At 63.3% G+C, this 19058-nt stretch carries 16 protein-coding genes; 8 read left to right on the top strand and 8 right to left on the bottom strand.

Annotated features, from left to right (window positions below; all coding sequences use genetic code 11):
• Window positions 1–145: 145 nt before the first annotated feature.
• From QM712_RS00760 to QM712_RS00780, 5 genes are all read left to right on the top strand, one after another.
• The gene (locus QM712_RS00760) at window positions 146–943 is read left to right on the top strand and encodes an ABC transporter ATP-binding protein (protein ID WP_415021101.1); all 798 of its coding nucleotides are present in this window, start codon (window positions 146–148) and stop codon (window positions 941–943) included.
• Between the two features lie 102 nt (window positions 944–1045).
• Window positions 1046–1810 carry an ABC transporter permease gene (locus QM712_RS00765; RefSeq protein WP_415021102.1) on the top strand — a complete coding sequence of 255 codons (765 nt, stop codon included), beginning with the start codon at window positions 1046–1048 and terminating at the stop codon, window positions 1808–1810.
• Between the two features lie 43 nt (window positions 1811–1853).
• Window positions 1854–2939 (top strand): ABC transporter substrate-binding protein, encoded by a 1086-nt coding sequence (locus tag QM712_RS00770; RefSeq protein ID WP_415021103.1) that lies wholly within the window; start codon window positions 1854–1856, stop codon window positions 2937–2939.
• Between the two features lie 161 nt (window positions 2940–3100).
• Window positions 3101–3925: an IclR family transcriptional regulator gene (locus tag QM712_RS00775; protein WP_415021104.1), complete on the top strand. Its 825-nt coding sequence runs from the start codon at window positions 3101–3103 to the stop codon at window positions 3923–3925.
• Window positions 3926–4284: 359 nt separating this feature from the next.
• Window positions 4285–5235 (top strand): aliphatic sulfonate ABC transporter substrate-binding protein, encoded by a 951-nt coding sequence (locus QM712_RS00780; RefSeq protein ID WP_415021105.1) that lies wholly within the window; start codon window positions 4285–4287, stop codon window positions 5233–5235.
• 200 nt (window positions 5236–5435) lie between these two features.
• On the opposite strand, the gene QM712_RS00785 is transcribed toward QM712_RS00780, so the two are convergent.
• On the bottom strand, window positions 5436–6464 hold the full coding sequence (locus QM712_RS00785) for an amino acid ABC transporter substrate-binding protein (protein WP_415021106.1): 1029 nt from the start codon (window positions 6462–6464) through the stop codon (window positions 5436–5438).
• A gap of 263 nt (window positions 6465–6727) precedes the next feature.
• Between QM712_RS00785 and QM712_RS00790 the strand changes: the two genes are divergently transcribed.
• From QM712_RS00790 to QM712_RS00800, 3 genes are all read left to right on the top strand, one after another.
• Entirely contained in the window at window positions 6728–8578 is a 1851-nt protein-coding gene (locus QM712_RS00790) for an ABC transporter substrate-binding protein (RefSeq protein WP_415021107.1), read from the top strand.
• Window positions 8579–8632: 54 nt separating this feature from the next.
• Window positions 8633–10009 carry an LLM class flavin-dependent oxidoreductase gene (locus tag QM712_RS00795; RefSeq protein ID WP_415021108.1) on the top strand — a complete coding sequence of 459 codons (1377 nt, stop codon included), beginning with the start codon at window positions 8633–8635 and terminating at the stop codon, window positions 10007–10009.
• A 191-nt stretch (window positions 10010–10200) separates the two neighbouring features.
• Window positions 10201–10959, top strand: coding sequence for an SDR family NAD(P)-dependent oxidoreductase (locus tag QM712_RS00800; protein WP_415021109.1), 759 nt, complete (start codon window positions 10201–10203; stop codon window positions 10957–10959).
• A 51-nt stretch (window positions 10960–11010) separates the two neighbouring features.
• Here QM712_RS00800 and QM712_RS00805 read toward each other — a convergent pair whose 3' ends face one another.
• From QM712_RS00805 to QM712_RS00835, 7 genes are all read right to left on the bottom strand, one after another.
• Entirely contained in the window at window positions 11011–11724 is a 714-nt protein-coding gene (locus QM712_RS00805; RefSeq protein WP_415021110.1) for a GntR family transcriptional regulator, read from the bottom strand.
• A gap of 26 nt (window positions 11725–11750) precedes the next feature.
• A complete protein-coding gene (gene hmgA, locus QM712_RS00810) occupies window positions 11751–13040 on the bottom strand; it encodes a homogentisate 1,2-dioxygenase (protein ID WP_415021350.1) in 1290 nt (429 codons plus the stop codon).
• Between the two features lie 99 nt (window positions 13041–13139).
• The gene (locus tag QM712_RS00815) at window positions 13140–13913 is read right to left on the bottom strand and encodes an SDR family NAD(P)-dependent oxidoreductase (protein ID WP_415021111.1); all 774 of its coding nucleotides are present in this window, start codon (window positions 13911–13913) and stop codon (window positions 13140–13142) included.
• Complete coding sequence (locus tag QM712_RS00820; RefSeq protein ID WP_415021112.1) at window positions 13910–15649, bottom strand: FAD-dependent oxidoreductase; 1740 nt, start codon at window positions 15647–15649, stop codon at window positions 13910–13912. Before QM712_RS00820 ends, QM712_RS00815 begins: the two co-directional genes overlap by 4 nt.
• A 105-nt stretch (window positions 15650–15754) precedes the next feature.
• A complete protein-coding gene (locus QM712_RS00825; protein ID WP_415021113.1) occupies window positions 15755–16609 on the bottom strand; it encodes a sugar phosphate isomerase/epimerase family protein in 855 nt (284 codons plus the stop codon).
• Window positions 16590–17420, bottom strand: a complete 831-nt coding sequence (locus QM712_RS00830; RefSeq protein WP_415021114.1) for an SDR family NAD(P)-dependent oxidoreductase — start codon at window positions 17418–17420, stop codon at window positions 16590–16592. The genes QM712_RS00825 and QM712_RS00830 overlap by 20 nt, the downstream gene beginning before the upstream one ends.
• 9 nt (window positions 17421–17429) lie before the next feature.
• A complete protein-coding gene (locus QM712_RS00835) occupies window positions 17430–19058 on the bottom strand; it encodes a GMC family oxidoreductase (protein ID WP_415021115.1) in 1629 nt (542 codons plus the stop codon).

Raw genomic sequence — 19058 nt, forward strand, 5'->3', positions numbered from 1 at the left:
CTGATCTAATCTTAGCCAAGCGCGACCGGGAAATCAAAAATAACTGATGTTATGACGATAGTTATGTTGACTATCGTCCCCGCATATAAATATCGTACAATGAAAGATACAGGAAACGTACTCACGAAAGAGGGCCGTACGGATCATGGATATCGAGACCTCCGCCCCGCCGCCCGCGTTCGACAGCGAGCCGCTGATCGACATGACGAGGGTGGCCAAGACCTACGCGGCGCTCGATGGCTCGACCGTCAGAGCCGTCGATTCCGTGACGGCAACCATCAAGCGCGGTGAATTCATCTCCATCCTGGGCCCCTCCGGCTGCGGGAAGAGCACCCTGATGATGATGATCGCGGGACTTCTCGCTCCGTCGGAGGGTGAGATCACGATGGCCGGGTCGCGTGTTCGAGGCCCGAACGAGAACGTCGGCGTCGTCTTTCAGGATCCGATCCTTTTTCCCTGGCGCTCGGTGAAGCAGAACGTCGAGCTTCCCGGTGAGATCAGCGGATTGTCGCGCGGACGACGCGGCGAGCGCGCCATGGAGATGTTGAAGCTCGTCAATCTCTCGGGCTTCGAGAACAAGTTTCCCTCCGAGCTTTCCGGCGGCATGCAGCAGCGCGTAGCCATCGCACGCGCGTTGTCCGGCGCTCCCGCCGTCCTGCTGATGGACGAACCATTCGGTGCGCTGGATGCGATGACCCGGGAGCAGATGAATCTCGAGATGCAGCGCATCAGCCTGCAGTCGGGCGTCACCATCATATTCGTGACCCATTCGATATCCGAAGCCGCGTTCCTGTCGGACAGGGTCTTCGTCATGAGCGGCCGTCCCTCGACAGTCCGCGAGATCGTGACCATCGACATCCCGCGGCCGCGGGAGATCGGACTGATGAACTCGGACCGGTTCGGCGCCTACGTCTCGCGCCTTCGCAAACTCCTCGACAGTTGAGGTCTTGCCGTGAATCGAGCCCTTGACCTTGAAAGTGCGAAGATGCCCTCCGTCGAAAAACTCCGCGTAGCTGCCCCTCGAAAGTCGCTCTGGACGAGCGCCTTGACGTCCCGCCTGATCACCGCTGCGACGTTCGTCGTCCTGCTCGTTGCCTGGCAGGCGGCCGTGCGGCTGCTCAATGTCCCGGCCTACATGGTGCCCGCGCCCAGCGACATCGCGATACGCGCGTGGCGCGACATGCTGGATGGCTCGATCGGGCCGCACCTGGCGATCACGGTGACCGAGGTCATTTCCGGTTTCCTGCTCGCGGCATTCTTCGGCCTTGTGCTGGGCAGCGTGATCGGCCTCATTCCCTTCTTCGAAAAAACGATCTACCCGGTCATCCTGGCCCTGCAGACGGTTCCGAAAATCGCCGTTGCGCCGCTGCTGGTGATCTGGTTCGGCTTCGGCATCCAGTCGAAGGTCATCACCGCGGCGGTGATCGCCCTCTTCCCGATACTCGTCAACGTGATCACGGGCCTCAAGACGGTCGACGAACGGCGCATTCTCCTGATGCGATCGCTCAGGGCGTCCAGCATGCAGACCTTCTTCAAGGTGCGATTGCCGAGCATGCTGCCTTATCTGTTCGCCGGTCTCGAGATCGGCGTGATCTTCGCCGTGATCGGCGCGATCGTCGGAGAATTCCTCGGCTCGTCCGTCGGGCTGGGAAGCCTCATCATTCAACGTCAATCATATGTCGACGTCACCGGCGTCTTTTCGGTGCTGCTGTATCTCTGCCTGATGGGTCTCGCCTTCAATCTGATCCTGCGCATGATCGCCAGCCGATACGCCTTCTGGGCACGACGCGCCAACCTACCGGTCGCGTAGATCACCTAGCCATTTCCAAGCACAAGACAACGAGGAGAACAGCGTGAAGACCATCAGCAAGCGGAGCTTCTTGAGATTGACCGGCCTCGCCGGCATGTCGCTGGCAAGTCCGTACATCTCGACGACGTCTGCGCTCGCGAAGGAAACAAAGCTCGTCCTGCAGGGTGGTTCGCCCACGCCCGACATCAGCTTCATTCCGATCTACGTCGCGGAGAAAGCGGGTTTCCTCAAGGAGGAAGGCATCTCCATCGAGATGCGCTACACCGCTGGAGCTCCCCTGGCGGCCCAGATCGTCGCGACCGGCGGAGCCGACATCGGGGCATTTACCCTCGAGCCCGCGATCCTCGGATACGACAAGGGGCTCAGGGGCAAGTACTTCCACAAGACCTATACGCGGTTGGCGTTTTTCATCGCCGTACCGGAGAACAGCCCGATCAAGTCGCTCAGCGATCTTCAGGGCAAGAAGATCGGCGTGTCGAACATGGGCAGCGCGTCACTCGTCGTCGCTCGCTCCATGTTGAAGGGTGCGGGCGTATCGGAAACATCCGGAACGTTCCTGCCGGTGGGCGCAGGCGACACGGCCAACATCGCGTTGCAATCCGGACAGGTCGACGCCCTGTCGCTCTGGGATGCCGCCTATGCCGGCCTCGAGCGAGCCGGGGTGAAGCTGCGCTACTTCTATCACCCGGAGATCGGAGAATCCGGCAATGGCGGGATCTTCACGACCGCGGCCGTCATCGCAAGCAAGAAGGAGGCCCTGTCGGGGTTCTCGAAAGCGATCGGAAAGGGCTTGATCTTCCTGTTGGAAAATCCCGAAGCCGCGGTCAAGATGTATTGGGAAACCAACCCCGCAGCCAAGCAGGGCAGCAGCGAGGCCGATGCGCTTGCGAAGGGCGTCACCGAACTGAAGTCCGCGGCGCGCAGCTGGGATCCGAGCAAGGAGCCGTCCGGTCGGCCAGGCCGGTTCGATCCCGCGCAAGTCGAGACCTACATCAAGCTTCTCAACCGCGAGGGCGTTATTCCGAAGGCCTTCGATGCTTCCGAAATCGTGACGACCGAGATATTCGATCTGCCCAGCAGCTCGTTCGATCCCGAGGACGTTCGAAAACTGGCGCGCAACTGGAAGTGACCCGTCGAGGCGACAACGGATATTCGGCCCCGCCGTCGGTCCGTTGCGCTTCTCGCTCTGCCCGGCCCATGGGACTTGTGACATGGGCCGGCTTTCAAGTATCACTGGTCGTGGAACCCTGAGCGTCCGTTCCTCAACTCTGGACCATTGGAGCATTTTGCTTGCAAAGCTTGGATCGCTTCGTACGGATCCTGTCCGTACTTGCTTCGTCGGGCGAAAGCGGTCTGAAACTAACCCAGGTCGCGCGTGCCATCGACTTGAGTCTGGCCACGACCATGCGGTTGCTGGAGGCTCTCATCGAGCAGGGCTTCGTGAGCGCGGATCGGGACAACAAGACGTTCAATCTGGGTCCTGAACTCGTCTTCCTGGGAATGGCCGCCGAGAAGGCTTTTCCGATCGTGAGGATAGGACGCGACGCGCTGGACGATCTTGCAGCGACGACGGGCGATACCGCGTATCTTTCGCTGCGAAGCGGCAATCACACGATATGCGTGAATCGCGTTCTGGGTAGCTACCCGGTGCAGACGCTCACAATTCGGGAGGGCGATCGCCGGCCTCTCGGAGTGGGCGCCGCGAGCATCGCGATACTCGCGACCCTCAGCGCGGCGGAAGCGGACGCGATGCTCGTCGAGAACGAATCGGCCATCGCCAAATTTCCAGGCATTACGCTCGAGCGCACGCGTACGGAGATCGCAGAGGCGCGGAAGCAGGGCTATTCATTCACACAGAACCACGTTGTTCCCGATGTCTGGGCCGTGTCGCACGTTGTGAGAAGTCCCTTTGGCAACCCATTGGGGGCGGTGACGACAGCAGCCATCATGTCGCGATTTGCGAACGGACGCCTGGAATTTCTTCTCGATGCAACAACGAGGGCTGCGTCTCGGATTGAGGAGCGACTGAAGGTTCTGGGAGGAGCCATCGGAAAGGCCGACATGGCCGAACGACGCGATGGCCTCAACGAAATGCAATCCGCTCGCCCGACCTAGATTGGAATTGCGTGCCGCTCAAGGCACCGACCTGGGATGTACGACTGATCCCCATGATGATCGTATCCGCGGGACCGCGGACCTCTTCGCCGGTCATGGGCAGGCAAGTGCGCTGAGCCCTCTCGACCGGATCGCATCGAATATCTCTCGTCTGTCGTCGAGCGCATTCGACTTCCATCCCACCCCGTTCGACCGCTCCGGCAGACGTCAATCCCGGCTCGTTCGCGTGTGCCCGGGCAAAATATTGTCCCAAACGAGCGGCGCGCACGAAATCCCGGCCTCTTCTCGCGACAACTTTGGAATTCAAAGCCGGTCACGAGGCGGGCAAGGTGGTATGGAACAAGATCAGGACCCCGCAAATGCTCTCACGACGCTTACTTCTCGCCATTGGTGCCACCGCCGGTTTGATGGCCGGCACATATTCGGCCTCCGCCGAGGAGATCAAGGAGATTCGAATTGGATTTCAGAAGGCCGGGATTTTCCCCGCCGTAAAGGCTCGCGGAACGCTGGAGGCCATCTTCAAGCCGAAGGGCATCACCGTGAAGTGGGTCGAATTCCAGTTCGGGCCTCCGTTACTCGAAGCTCTCAACACCGGCAACGTCGATTTCGGTTATACGGGTGACGTCCCGCCGATCTTCGCCCAGGCAGCGACGGCCAACCTCTACTACACAGCCGCTCTCCCAGCTTCCGGCAAGAACGAAGCAGTGCTGGTGCCGGCCGACTCTCCGATCAAGACGGTGGCCGACCTCAAGGGAAAGCGGATCGCCATCGCGAAAGGATCGAGCGCGCACAACACGGCCGTAGCAGCGCTGGCAAAGGCCAATCTGACCTTGGCGGATGTGACGCCCTTGTACCTTGCGCCGGCCGACGCAGCGACGGCGTTCAGCAGCGGCCAGGTCGACGCGTGGTCGATCTGGGATCCCTATCTGGCACTCTATGAGGCCAAGGGGGCCCGGGTTCTGATCTTCGCCGGCGACGCCCACAGCACGAGCGCATTCTTCCTCGCAAATCGTCCGTTCACGACCGTGCATCCCGACATCGTGACTCTTCTGAACCAGACGTTTGCCAACGAGGCAAAATGGGCCGACAGCCATCGCCCCGAGATCGCCAAGAGCCTCAACGAGGCGACCGGCGTCGAACTGGCCGCGCTGACCAAGGCGATAGACCGATCGAACTTCGCCATCACGCCCGTCACTGACGAGGTTGCCGCCAATCAGCAGATCGTCGCCGACCGTTTCTTCAAGCTCGGCTTGATACCGAAGCAGATCAACGTGCGGGACATCGTCTGGAAGTGGACGCCAAATTCGTAGCGGCAGGAGAGCACGGCAGTCCAGGTACTGCCGTGCTCCAGCCCATCGGCTTCAATCGCGATACCGCGCGCGCGGCCATGGCGGAGCACATTCCCATCCGGTCCCCGGCTCAGCCGAAGAAGAGCCGTACGACCGCCGCCGGAGGATCGCGGCCCCGAGCCTGCCCAGGCACCGTGCTCCCAGCCTGCGGAACGTCATGCCTATTGGAACGGCGGTGAGTACAGCAAGCCGCCGTCGCGCCACAATGCGTTCTGACCGCGAGCCAGACGCAGGCTCGTCTTGGGTCCCAGATTGCGCTCGAATATCTCACCGTAATTGCCGACGGCGGCGATCACGCGCGCGCCCCAACTTTCATCGAGCCCGAAATTCTTGCCGATTCCGGGCGTCACACCGAGCAGGCGCCGGATCGCCGGACTCTCGGACTTCTTCTGCGCCTCCACGTTCGCACTGGTGATCCCCAGCTCTTCGGCTTCGACCAGAAGGTTGAGCGTCCAGCGCGCAACGGCAAACCAGTTGGCGTCATCGGAGCGCACCGCAGGCGACAGTGGCGACTTGGTGATGCGTTCCGGCAGGATCACGAAATCGTCCGGCGACGATGCGCGGGCCGCCCGGCTGGCCGACAGAGTGGACGCATCGGACAGGTAGACGTCGCAACGCCCGGCATAGAAGGCTCCCTCGAGCTCCGGAAGGCTCTCGATCACCACCGATTTGAAGGTCAGCTTGTTGGCCTGGAAATAGTCGACCAGATTCTGTTCGTTGACCGTACCGGGCTGGACACAGACGGTCGCGCCACTGAGTTCGGTCGCCTTGGTGACACCGAGCTTCCGCGGCACCATGAAAGCCTGGCCATCGTAGAAGATGGTGCCGACGAACAGAATTCCGATCGAAGCATCACGGCCGGCGGTCCAGGTGGCGTTGCGTGAGAGCACGTCGACCTCGCCGGATTGCAGCGCCGTGAAACGCTGCTGCGAGCTCAAGGGAACGAACCTCACCTTGGCAGCTTCCCCCAGAACCGCGGCGGCGAGAGCCCGGCAATAGTCCACATCGAGCCCGCTCCAGCGGCCTTGCCCGTCAGGCAGCGAAAGACCGGCAGACCCCTGAGATACGCCGCACACGAGCTCGCCGCGCGCCTTGATGCGATCGACAGTAGGGCCGGCAGCCGCGGCATCGGTTGCGATCGCGCCCGTCGCCAGAACCGCTGCAGCGGCAACGATGCTCTTCAGTGTCATCTTGGAATCCAATTTCGAGATGAGGAAAACGACGAAAACACGACCAGCTTCTACGACGCCAAAGCGGGAGAGTGTTTCCAAATGAGCCAGCAAATTCAGGATGAAATTCTGCGCCATATCTGAGGCCGCATGGCGCGACCCGTCCGCATGCGAATTCCAGTGCGAGGAGCAAGATTTCTGCCTTCCTTCCTGGTGGCGTCGCCGTCGCTGAATCTTTTCATTCGGGTCATCGATGAGCGCGCCAGGCTTGTGCGAGGCATATGTTGGATCGAAATGAACTTGTCGCGGCCGGTTGGTTTTGCGAACAACGTGCTGCCCTCAGTCGCGTCCGCAGCAATATTACTCTTATTCATCGCGCTCCGTTGACACCCACTTGGGTGTCATCCACGCTCCGTGAAAAGCACGACGAACAGTCGGCATTGACACAAGCGCGTTTCAAGAGAACGCAAAGCCGGCGATCTGCCGCCAGCGTTGAGAGAGAATGTGGAATGACGGGATCGCGGCCTTCCGACATCGGGCGCCGGCCATTCATCGGCGGCGCGATCGCCGCTGCGACTTTCGCCAGGCACACTTTGGGCGCAACGGCTGCGTTCTCACAGCAGGCGGATGTCCCTCAGCGTGGCGGCACCCTGAAGATCCTGCTTCGTCAGGATCCACCGGCGGTGATATCGGCGGGCAATGCGTCCGGGCCATCGAAGCTGGTCAGCAGCAAGATCATCGAGGGCCTGCTCACATACGATTTCGACCTGAACCCGCAGCCGCACCTGGCGACATCATGGCAGGTCAGCCCGGACAAGCGAGAATTCACCTTCGCGTTGCGACAGGGCGTGAAATGGCACGACGGGCGCGAGTTCACCTCCGAAGATGTCGCGTTCTCGATTCGACTGGCCGCAGAGATTCATCCGACCGGCCGAAGCAATTTCCGGAACCTGACTGAGATCCGCACACCCGACCCGCACACCGTGACGATCGTGCTGTCGCAGGCGAGTCCCGCCTTGCTCACGGCATTCTCGGGCACCGAGACGGCCATCATCCCCAAGCACCTCTATGACGGCACGGATTATTTCAACAATCCAGTCAATGCCAAGCCGATCGGCACCGGGCCTTTTCTGTTCAGGGAATGGGTTCACGGCAGCTTCATCCGGCTCGAACGGAATCCCGCCTATTGGGACCAACCGAAACCCTTTCTCGACGGCATCATCGTGCGCATCATACCGGACATGGCCGCCATCGCGATCGCGCTCGAGACGGGCGAAGGCGACATCGGCTACAATACGCCGATCCCCCTCGCCGACCTGGATCGCTTCAAGGCGTATCCGACGATAGGCATCGAGACGCGCGGTTACGAGGCTGCCGGCGACTGGACCACACTCATCTTCAATCTCGACAATCAATACCTGAAGCACCTTCCGGTGCGTCAAGCCGTCGCTCACGCGATCGATCGGGAAGCCGTGTTGCGGCTTGGCTGGAACGGATATGGCGAGATCGCGACCAGCCCGATCACGAAGTCGCTCCGCCGTTATGCCGCAAGCGACGTCCACGTCTATCGTTTCGATCCGCCGGCGGCGGAGCGGCTCCTCGACGCGGCCGGCTTTCTACGCGCGGGGAACGGCGTACGCTTCGGCTTGACGCTCGATCCATTGCCCTCGACCGAGAGCTTTCGCAACGTCGCCGCCTATATCCGCCAGGCGCTCGGCAAGGTCGGAATTGCCGTCACCGTTCGCGCCCAGGAATTCGGCACCTACATCAAGCGCGTCTATACGGACCGCGATTTCGACTTCGTCTATGCGTGGCTCATCAACGGCACCGATCCTTCGCGCCTGCAAACCTATTACGCGTCGAAAAGCTTCAAGCCCGGTGTCCCGTTTTCCAATGGCGCGCACTACCAGAACGCCGAGGTCGACCGCCTGCTCGACGCCGGCGCGTTGGAAGTCGACGATGCCAAGCGGATAGAGATCTACACCGAGGTCCAGCGCATCCTTGCCCGCGAATTGCCGGGCCTTGATCTCGTCGCTCAGCAGGTTTTCACCGTCTACAACAAACGCGTGCACGATCACACGGTCAACGCCGATGGCCTGCAAGGCACGCTCGCGAATGCCTTTATCAAGACTTGAAGGACGAAAACGCAGCGGCGCCTCGTGGCTGCGTACTTGTTGGGAGTGCCGTTGGTGAGCAAGGAAATCCGGCTGAACGCATTTGCGATCTTCGCGCCATCACATCTGTCGATGGGCATGTGGCGGCACCCGCGCGACCGGTCGACGCAATACAACACACTCGAATACTGGACCGACCTCGCAAAGACGCTGGAGCGCGGCAAATTCGACGGCATCTTCATTGCCGACGGACTCGGCACCTACGATGTCTATCAGGGGTCGAGCGCCGCCGCTACCCGGGCCGGGGTCCAGTTTCCTCGCCTCGATCCGATTCTGCTGGTCTCCGGCATGGCACAGGTCACCGAACATCTCGGCTTCGGAATCACGAGCAGCACAACTTACGAGCAACCTTTCATCTTTGCGCGTCGAATGACGACGCTTGATCATCTCACCAAGGGCCGGGCCGGCTGGAATATCGTCACGAGCTTCGGCGAAAGCGGCGCCAAGGCGACCGGTCGAAAGGACGGCCCGCGGCTGCACGACGATCGCTACGATGCCGCCGACGAATATCTCGAAGTCGTTTACAAGCTCTGGGAGGGAAGCTGGGACGAAGGCGCCGCCCGCAGGGACAAGGAGAGCGGTGTCTTCACCGAACCGGGCCGTGTCCAGACCATCAGGCATGACGGAAAGCATTTCCAGGTGGAAGGCCTGTTTGTCAGCGAGCCGTCGCCACAACGCACACCCGTGCTGTATCAGGCCGGCACTTCCACGAGAGGCCGTCAGTTCGCCGCGCGGCACGCGGAGTGCGTGTTCATCAGCGCGCCGTCCAAACAGACGCTCGCCGCCCCAATCGCCGACATTCGACGCCGCGCCGTCGAATTCGGCCGTGATCCCGCCGACATTCTGGTCTTTGCGCTGCTGACGGTGATCGTCGGACGTACCGACGAAGAGGCCCGGGAGAAGTTCGCCGACTATCGTCGGTACGCGAGCCCGGAGGCGACCAGCGTGCTTTTCTCCGGCTGGAGCGGGATCGACTTCTCGGCCTACAAGCCGAATGACCCGGTCAGCTACATCCGCAGCGAGGGTATGCAGTCGGCGATCGAGAGCTTCACGATCGCCGACCCCAATCGTTCATGGACTGTCGGTGAACTGCTGGAGCACAACTCGATCGGCGGCCGTGGTCCGGTCATCGTCGGATCACCCGCGCGGGTCGCCGACGAGATGCAGTCGTGGATCGAGGAGACCGGAGCCGATGGCTTCAATCTCAGCTACGCGCTGATGCCGGAGAGCTATGTCGACTTCGTCGAGTTGGTGATCCCGGAATTGCAGCGCCGCGGCGTCTACAAAACCGAATACCGGAGCGGCACCCTGCGGGAGAAACTCTATGGTTCCGGCCGGGCCCGGCTGCCTGCCGAACACCCTGCCGCCACCCACCGGACCCCCGCCGGCTGAAGACCCGTCCGCAGCCGGCCCGAGCATCAACAGGCCCCCTCTGCGCGATTTGACAGCCGCGACGTGGCGGACCGGTCGCAGCCGAGCCGTCGGCAAGGCTTGTCACAAGCGCATGCGACTTGCCGCGCCCCGAAAGGGTGTTGAGATCGTCGGCAGCACCCGACCATTTCCATCCAATCCGAGAAGGGCACATGTACGCTGAAAATGCGCTTAGGGGTAAAGTTGCGTTCGTCACGGGAGCGGCTTCCGGCATCGGCGCTGCGGTCAGTCGAACGCTCGCCGGGCTGGGCGCCAGCGTCGCGCTCGCCGACAAGGATGCCGTCGGCGCGGCGAAGCTGGCCGACGAGCTGAAAGCGAAAGGGCGGGACTGCCTGCCGATCGAGCTCGACGTGTCGAATCGCGATGCCGTCGACCAAGCGATCGCCGCCACGGTTGCGCGATTTGGCGCGTTGCATTACGGCGTCAACAACGCCGGCATCGCCACGCCCCGCGCCGCATTGGCCGAACAGTCGACCGACGCCTGGGACCTGAGCCTCGCCGTCAATCTGTCGGGTGTCTTCTACTGCATGCGCGCCGAAATTCCGGCGATGCTCGCGGCCGGCGGCGGCGCCATCGTCAACGTCGCGTCGATCTGCGGAGTCATCGCGGTGGCCGGCACCGCGGCCTATACGGCGACGAAGCATGCCGTCGTGGGGCTGACCAAGACCGCGGCGCTCGACTATGCAGACAAGGGCATCCGGATCAACGCCGTTGCGCCGGGTTATGTCGACACCCCGCTGCTTGCCTCGCGTCCATCCCACGAACGCGACGCCATCATCGCCAGACACCCCATGGACCGCCTGGCCTCCGCTCAGGAAATGGCTGATCTCGTCACTTTCCTGCTGTCCGACCGGGCCAGTTTCATCACCGGCTCGGTCCAGTTGGCGGATGGTGGCTATACGGCGAGATAGAAGCCCCATGCGGATCGCCGCCTGCGAACCGGCGGCGGTCCGCCGGCACGCTCAAATTCTGGAATGCGTACGCTCGAAGATCGAGAAGGTCCTGCGGATGTGGGCGCGCATGGACCGCTCCGCCGCGAACTCGTCGCGTCGCATCAAGGCCGACAAGATCAGGCCGTGATCGTAATTGCCGGCGGCGAGCTCTTCCTGGGTCGTCACCCGCGCGATCGGACCGTTGAAATAGAACAGCCCGGTTTGGAAGATCGCGTCGCGCAGCCGATCGTTTCTCGCCGCACCAATGATGGCGTCGTGGAACTGGCGATTGGTGCGGACGCGGATTTCTTCGTCGATCGCGCGCAATCCTGTTCTCTGGATGTGGATTTCCTCGATGCGTGCAAGCTCGGCATCCGTCGCGCGCTGGGCCGCCAGGCTCGCGGCATAACCCTCGAGGGCCATTCTGACTTCGCAGCTTTGCTGAATTTCGGCGGCGGTGTATTCGCGAACGGACCAGCCGCGCTTGCGCGGCACGATGAGCCGGTCCGCCGCCAGGCGTTGCAGGGACTCGCGGATCGGCGTACGGCTGACCCCGATCTTGGCCGCCAAATCCGCTTCGATCAGCGGCTCGTTCGGCCGGATCTCGCCGGTCACGATCATGGTCCGGAGCCGCTCATAGACCTCCTGCGACCGATGCTCGAGGTTCAGCGCCTCAGCGCGGCTCGCCGGAGCGTCATCGGGGCCGGTCTCGGAGCGCCGTCCGTCCTGACTGATCTGGTTCATTCGCCTCGGCCCCGGAGCGTTTCGACCTACTTGGTCTCTTCGGCGGGATAATAGCGGCGCAGATCATCCCAGCACTCCGCATAGCGCTCGTCGATGGTGTCCAGTTCGGATGCGTAGCCGGTGGGACTGAGGGGGTAGCGTGTCTCGAACATGAAAGCCATGGTCCCGGACAAACGCTCGGGTTTCAGCTCCCTCTGCGAAGCCTTCTCGAAAGCCTCGGCATCCGGACCGTGGGGAGTCAACGCATTGTGGAGGCTCATGCCACCCGGCTTGAAGCCTTCAGGTTTGGCGTCGTAGACGCCGTAGATCAGGCCCATGAATTCCGTCATGACGTTCATGTGAAACCACGGCGGGCGGAAGGAGTTCTCCATCACGATCCATCGCTCGGGGAAAATGACGAAGTCGACATTGGCCGTTCCCGCAGAATACGACGGCGCGGTGAGAACGGTGTAGATCGACGGATCGGGATGATCGAACAGCACCGAGCCGACCGGCGAGAAGCGGCGAAGATCGTATTTGCACGGTGCGAAGTTGCCGTGCCAGGCGACCACGTCGAGCGGCGATTGCGCCAGCTCGGTGACGTAGAACCTCCCCTGCGACTTCACGAACAGGCGACAGGGACGCTCCTTGTCCTCGAAGGCCGCGACCGGCGTGAGGAAGTCGCGCGGATTGGCGAGACAGTTCGCCCCGATCGGCCCGCGCTCGGGCAACGTGAAATAATGGCCATAGTTCTCGCAGATGTAGCCGCGGGCCGGACCATTCGGCAGGTCGACCTTGAATTTCATGCCGCGGGGAACGAGGACGATCTCGCCCGGCGCGGCTTCGAGGCGACCGCATTCGGTGAATACGTCGATCGTGTTCTCCTGGGGGACGATCAGGAGCTCACCATCGGCATTGTAGAAGTAGTCGTCGCCCATCGACTGGTTGGCGAGATAGACATGGCTTGCCATGCCGACCTGGAGGTTGGCATCGCCGCCGGTGGTGATGGTACGAAGCCCGGACAGGAAGGTGGTCGGCTCCGTCGGCATCGGAATCGGCTGCCAGCGCATCTGTCCGAGCGGCAGGGTCGTCTCGTCATGGCACGGCGCGGTCCGGACCAGCGCCCGGTCGACCAGCTTGAAGCCGCGCCCATGAAGCACCGACGGGCGAATGCGATAGAACCAGGTCCGCTTGTTGGCCGATCGCGGCGCGGTGAAGGCCGTGCCGCTCAGCTGCTCGGCGTAGAGACCCGACGGTGCACGCTGCGGCGAGTTTCGTACGATCGGCAAGGTCCCGACACGGGCTTCCGTGGCGAAGGAATTCTCGAAGCCCGTCATGTAGGCATGCGAGCCGTCGGCGGGCGACAGCACCGCCTCGCTCCACGAGGGCGCGGGTGAAAGTCCGGCGACTTGCTTGTTCATTGGCGTCTTCCTCGCTTAAAGGTGCCGGCCGCTGTCGACGACCAGCACGCTTCCCGTCGTCAGGCGCAGATGCGTAATGGCGGACATCACGGCAAGAGCGACATCATCGGCTTCCGCAACGATCTTCAGCGGTGTCGCCGCGGCCTGCTTTTCGACCGCTTCGCGGCCACGGCCGGGCACGAAGTCGGTGGCGACCGCGGCGGGTGACACACCGATCACGCGGATCTCCGGTCCGAGCACACGCGCCAACGACATTCCCATCGTGTCGAGCGCAGCCTTCGAGGCGCAGTAGGCGATGCTACTGCCAAGCCCCGTCATGGCCGAGAGAGACGAGATGTTCACCACGATCGCGTCGCCGGAGGCCTTCAGCAACGGTGCGAAGGCTCGGATGGCCGAGAACGGGCCTCTGACATTGGTCCTGAGGATGCGGTCGAATATCTCGTCGTCGAGCGCGTCGAGGTTCGCATGAGGCACCGCCCGCGTGACACCGGCCGAATTGACCAGCACGTCGGCGCGACCGAGCCGTTCCCTGACCTCCGCGGCGGCAGCGTTGATGGCCGCGCTGTCCTCCATCGGAATTTTCAGGGCGAGGTGGCGGCCGGCCGGAAGCTTCGCGATGAGTGCGTCCGCCCGCTCCTTGCCGGCGTTGTAGCCGACCACGACGGTGGCGCCCGCCTTGGCGAGACGCTCGACGGTGGCCGCGCCGATCCCGCTGCTGCCGCCGCAGACGACGGCCACGCGGCCGGCCAGGGAGTACTCACCGCGTCCGCGCGATACTGCTTCGCTCATGCTGCCTTCTCTCGATTGGATGGTTGTACGACGGACCCGGCACCGGCCATGTGTCTTGCGGCGGCATAGCCGAACGTCATCGCGGGACCGAGCGTGATACCGGGTCCCGGATACTCGCCCGCCATGATGGAGGCCATGTCGTTGCCGCAGGCATAAAGGCCTGGAATGACCTTCTCGTCGTCGTCCAGCACGGAAGCATCCGCGTTGGTGGAAAGTCCTGCCGAGGTGCCGATGATGCCCGGCCGCATCGTGACCGCGTAGAACGGCCCCTGGCGGACAGGTCCCATGCACGGATTGGGCTGGACCGTGGGATCGCCGAGCGCGCGACCATAGGCATCGCTGCCGCGGCCGAACTCCGTGTCGACGCCCTTGGCCGCATCGGTGTTGAATTTGGTCACGGTGTGCGCGAATTCGTCGCGATCGACGCCGAGCTTTTCGGCGAGCGCTGCGAGGGTCGCCGCCTCGACGAGATAACCCGACCTGATCAGCTCGGCGCGCGGCCAGCCCCCCGGCTTGGCCATGCCGAGACCCCAGCGATCGATCGTGTCGCGATCGCAGATCAGATACGCCTCGGCATCGTCGTTGCGGCGGCTCTTCGGATCGGCCATCGCCATGACGAAGTCATGATACGAGCGCGTCTCGTCGAAGAAGCGCCGTCCATCGCGGCGGACCGCAAGCATGCCGGGCTTGGCACGATCCCAGAAGAAATGCGGATAGACGGCCTGCGTGCCGTCCTCTCTCGTTCGCACCGATGCGGGAGCCCAGAATGCGCCGGTGCGGCCGCGCTGCGCGAAGGAAGCGCCCGCCGCCGTTCCGATCCTGACACCGTCGCCGGTGTTGTCGAGCGGAGCGACCGAGACCGCATTGCGAAACTCGGGCAACAGCCGCTCGACCATATCCGCGTTCGCCGAAAAGCCACCCGTTGCCAGCACGACGCCGCGACGCGCCCGGATGCGCCGTAGTTTGCCGTCATGACGGACTTCGATGCCGACGACCGTGCCGTTGTCCTTGATGAGGCGTTCCGCGGGCGTGTTCAACCAATAGCGGCCGCCGCGATCGAGCAGGGAGCGGAGCAGACGCCCCACCAGCGCATTGCCGACCACAAGACGGGTGCCGCGCGGCCAGCGCAGCCGGTCGAACGCATAGCGGCCGATGAGCCGCGCCGCATGCACGAAGCCCTTCCAGGAGCGCTTGGCCTTGAGCAGCAAGTCGACATCGCCGGCATTTACCATCATCCCGCCGAACAGCAGGAACTCCGGCAATGGCGGCCGGACATTCAGGAGATGCTCGCCGAGCAGACGGCCATCGAATGGCAGGCAATCGACGCGGCGGCCGCCGGTCGCGCCGCCGGGAAGCGAGGACCTGTAGTCGGGCGAGCCGGGATGCCGAACGGTCTTCACGCGGCTATTTCGCTCGAGGAAGTCGAGCATCTCGGGCCCGGTCTTGAGAAACGCCCGCGCGAGCGGCTCCGGCAATCCGGCACCGACCGTTCCGGAAAGATATGTCATGACATTGTCGACGGAGTCGGTGATGCCGATCCGGCCGGCTCCCTCGGGATCGGGAAGCCAGATCGCGCCGCCCGAGATCGCACTTGTTCCGCCGATCCAGCGCGATTTCTCGATCACGAGCACGTCGAGGCCTTTCGCGGCGGCGACGACGGCGGCCGTCAATCCGCCGGCCCCGGAGCCTATGACGACGGCGTCGACCTCGACATCCCAGGATTGCGTATCGGCCACGTCCAGATCCCTTCCACTCGCCCGCCCTCACCCTAAGGTGGAGACCAGCCCACCCTGTCTAGGCCGGCCTCCCCCATGGCACAGTCCCAAGCGCTGGTGACAGACTCAACCGTCCATCAGCCTGGCGAGCGTATCGAACGCGAGTTTTGCCCGTTCCTTGCCCGACAGCTTGCCCTTCGGACCGCGAAGCGGCGCCTCGACGCTGATGGGAATGCCGCTCGGCAGCCCGGCCAGGAACTCTCGCAAGGGCAGGCCGCCCTCACCCGGCATCAGCCGCTCGAACTTGGCCTCGTCCGCGATCGCATCAAGATTTGGCGGGATCGCCGCCGGCGCATCACAGATCTGAGCGAAGGAAATCAGATCAGCCGGCACGGAGGCCAGATCCTTAGGCGATCCTCCCGAGCGGCTGAGATGAAGGCTGTCGACGAGCAGGCCAACGTTCTTGCGGCCGGCCGCCTTTGCAATTTTCGTGGCCTGGGCAAGGTTGTTCACGCCGATCCAGGGCATGAACTCGAGGCCCAAAGTCAATCCGAACGGCGCGGCAAGATCGGCGGCGCGGGCAAGCAGCTCCGTGCTCAAGCCGTCATCGCGCTCGTCGATCAGCGTCAGGACCCGGCTGGCGCCGAGGCGCTGGCCCGTTTCAAAAAACGGCAGAAAATCCTTCGGGTCCTTCTCGCGCACGAGACGCATGACTTCCAGATCGAGGATGGTGATGCCGGTATCGCCCATGCGCGCGAGCGTCTCCCGCATCATCGGCGTATCGCCGTTCATCGGATAGACGGTGTCGTCCGGACGTACCGGATGCAGCCGGAGACCGACAGCGTCAAAGCCGGCCTCGGCGCCGGCCGTGACCGTTTCGGGAGGATTGAGTTCGAGAACCGTCAGTTGGGCGAGAGCGCGCTTGTTCTTCATGACGAATGTTCCAGTTTCTTGAGAGCGATCATTCCGAGTAGACGCCATTGGCGAGCAGAACCTTCGACGCCAGGTCCCTGCCCTGACGCCGCGTCATCGCGCCGGCCGTGATACCGCCGTCGGCCATGACGAGGCTTCCGGTCATGAAGCTCGACAGATCGGACAGCAGGAACATGCAGACATTGGCGATTTCCTCCGGCCGGCAGAGACGGCCAAGCGGCGTTCGATCCTCGAACACGCCGGAGACGAAATCAGCCGGGATACCGTCGCGGATCATCGGCGTGTCCGTCGCGCTCGGGCCGACCGCGTTGACGCGAACACCGTAGCTGCCCCACTCGCAGGCGAGATCCTTCACCAGGCCGACGACACCGGCCTTGGAGGCGCAATAGTGCACGCGGCCGGGGTGGCCGCCTACCGATGACGTGGAGGCGATGGCGACGATGGCGCCGCGCCCGCGCGCGATCATGCGGCGGCCGACGGCCTGGCAGCTCACGAACGTGCCCTTCAGGTTGACGCCGATAACGAGATCCCAGAGATCCTCCTCCATCGTCGCCGCGGGGCTCGGTCGCGAAATGCCAGCCGCGGTGACCAGGCCGTCGATCGGCCCCAACCGGCCCTCGACCACATCCACGGCGGCATTGGTGGCGGCGACGTCGCGAACGTCGAACGTCACGCTCTCGGCGCGGCCTCCCTGCTTGATGATGTCCGATGCCGCTTGCTTTGCGGCCTTTTCGTTCACGTCCGCGATCGCGACCGCCGCACCGGATGCCGCCAGGGCGTGCACCATCGCCAGCCCGATCCCGGATGCGCCACCCGTGACCATGACCGTGCGGCCGCTGAAGTCGAATGTCTCGGGCATGTTCTCTCCTTATGCACGCAAATCGTCGAGGATCATCGTTGCCGCCTTTTCGGCGATCATGACGGTGGGCGCGTTGGTGTTGCCCCGAGTGATGTTCGGCATGACGGAAGCATCGACCACACGCAGCCCACTCACGCCGCGCACGCGAAGCGCGGGATCGACGACGGCCTTGTCGTCGCTTCCCATCCGGCAGGTGCCGACCGGATGCAGCATCGCAACCATCTTGTCCCGTGCGAATGCATCCAGTTGCGCATCCGATGTCTCGGGCCGTCCGGGCTCCATCTCGGTCACGCCTGCTTCGGTGAAGGCCTTCGTTCCCAGGATGCGCCGGACAAGACGAATTCCCGCGCGGATCGCGGCGCGGTCATAGTCGGTCTCGAGCGCCGCGACAGTGATCTTCGGCCGCGCCATGGGATCAGGTCCGCCGGCATGGACCGAACCTCTCGACTGAGGCGTCAGATGGTAGGCATTGAAGGTGACGCCGGGAAAGGAATGCGGCTTGAGGCCGTCGCGGCTGAAGCCGAGCGCAGACCAGGCATTCACGGTGATCTGAATATCCGGTGCCGGCAGATCGTCGTGGCTGCGCGCAAAGCCACCGGCAAATGTGTTGGTCCACGCCAGCGGCCCGCTCCGCCCCGCGACGTAACGCGCGGCCGCCAATGCCTTCCGCAACGGATTTCGGCCAATGCGGTTGAGCGACAGAGATGCGGCCGCCACGCGATAGATCACCTTGACGCCAACATGCTCCTGAAGATTGGCGCCGACACCCGGCAAGTGATGAAGCACGGGCACACCGATCGATTGCAGCATCGCACCATCGCCGATACCGGACAATTCGAGCAGCTGCGGGGAGTTGAAAGTGCCCGCCGCGACGACGATCTCGCGCGCGACCTTCAGATATCTCTCCTCACCGCCGACCCTGTAGCGAACGCCGACGGCGCGCAATCCATCGAAGTCGACACGTGTCACCTGCGCACCGGTGATGATCTCCAGATTGCCGCGGCCGCGCGCCGGATCGAGCAGGTTTCGGGCGGTACTTTGACGGATGTTTTTCGACGTCGTCGTCTGGAAACGGCCGAACCCGTCCTGGCGTGCGCCGTTGAAATCGTCGGTCTGCGGTAAATTCAGTTCTTGTGTCGCTTCGAGAAACGTCCTGCTCAATCCATCACCGGGGCCATCCGAGACGCCCATCGGCCCCGTAGCGCCGTGGTACTTGTCCGCCCCGCGCTGCTGACACTCGGATTTCCTGAAGACCGGCAGAACGTCGGCATAGCCCCAGCCCGGACATCCGGCATCGCGCCAACCGTCGTAGTCAGCCGGATTTCCGCGCACATAAAGCGAGGCGTTGATGGCACCCGTGCCACCGACGACCTTGCCCCTTGGCTCGAACAATCTGCGCCCGCCGAGCCCCGCGACAGGCTCGCTCTCGTAGAGCCAGTTGACGGCCGGGTTGGTCATCAGCATCTGCATGCCGAAAGGCACGTTGATCCAGCGGTTGCTATCCTCCGGACCAGCCTCGAACAGAACGACGCGATGTGCGCCGCTCTCGCTCAGACGCGCCGCCAGCAGGCACCCCGCGGTGCCCGCGCCAATGATGGCGATATCTGCGGCGGGGACCTGAGGTGACTGTTGGGCCAT

The sequence above is a fragment of the Bradyrhizobium sp. genome (genome assembly GCF_047605465.1).
GTDB lineage: Bacteria > Pseudomonadota > Alphaproteobacteria > Rhizobiales > Xanthobacteraceae > Bradyrhizobium.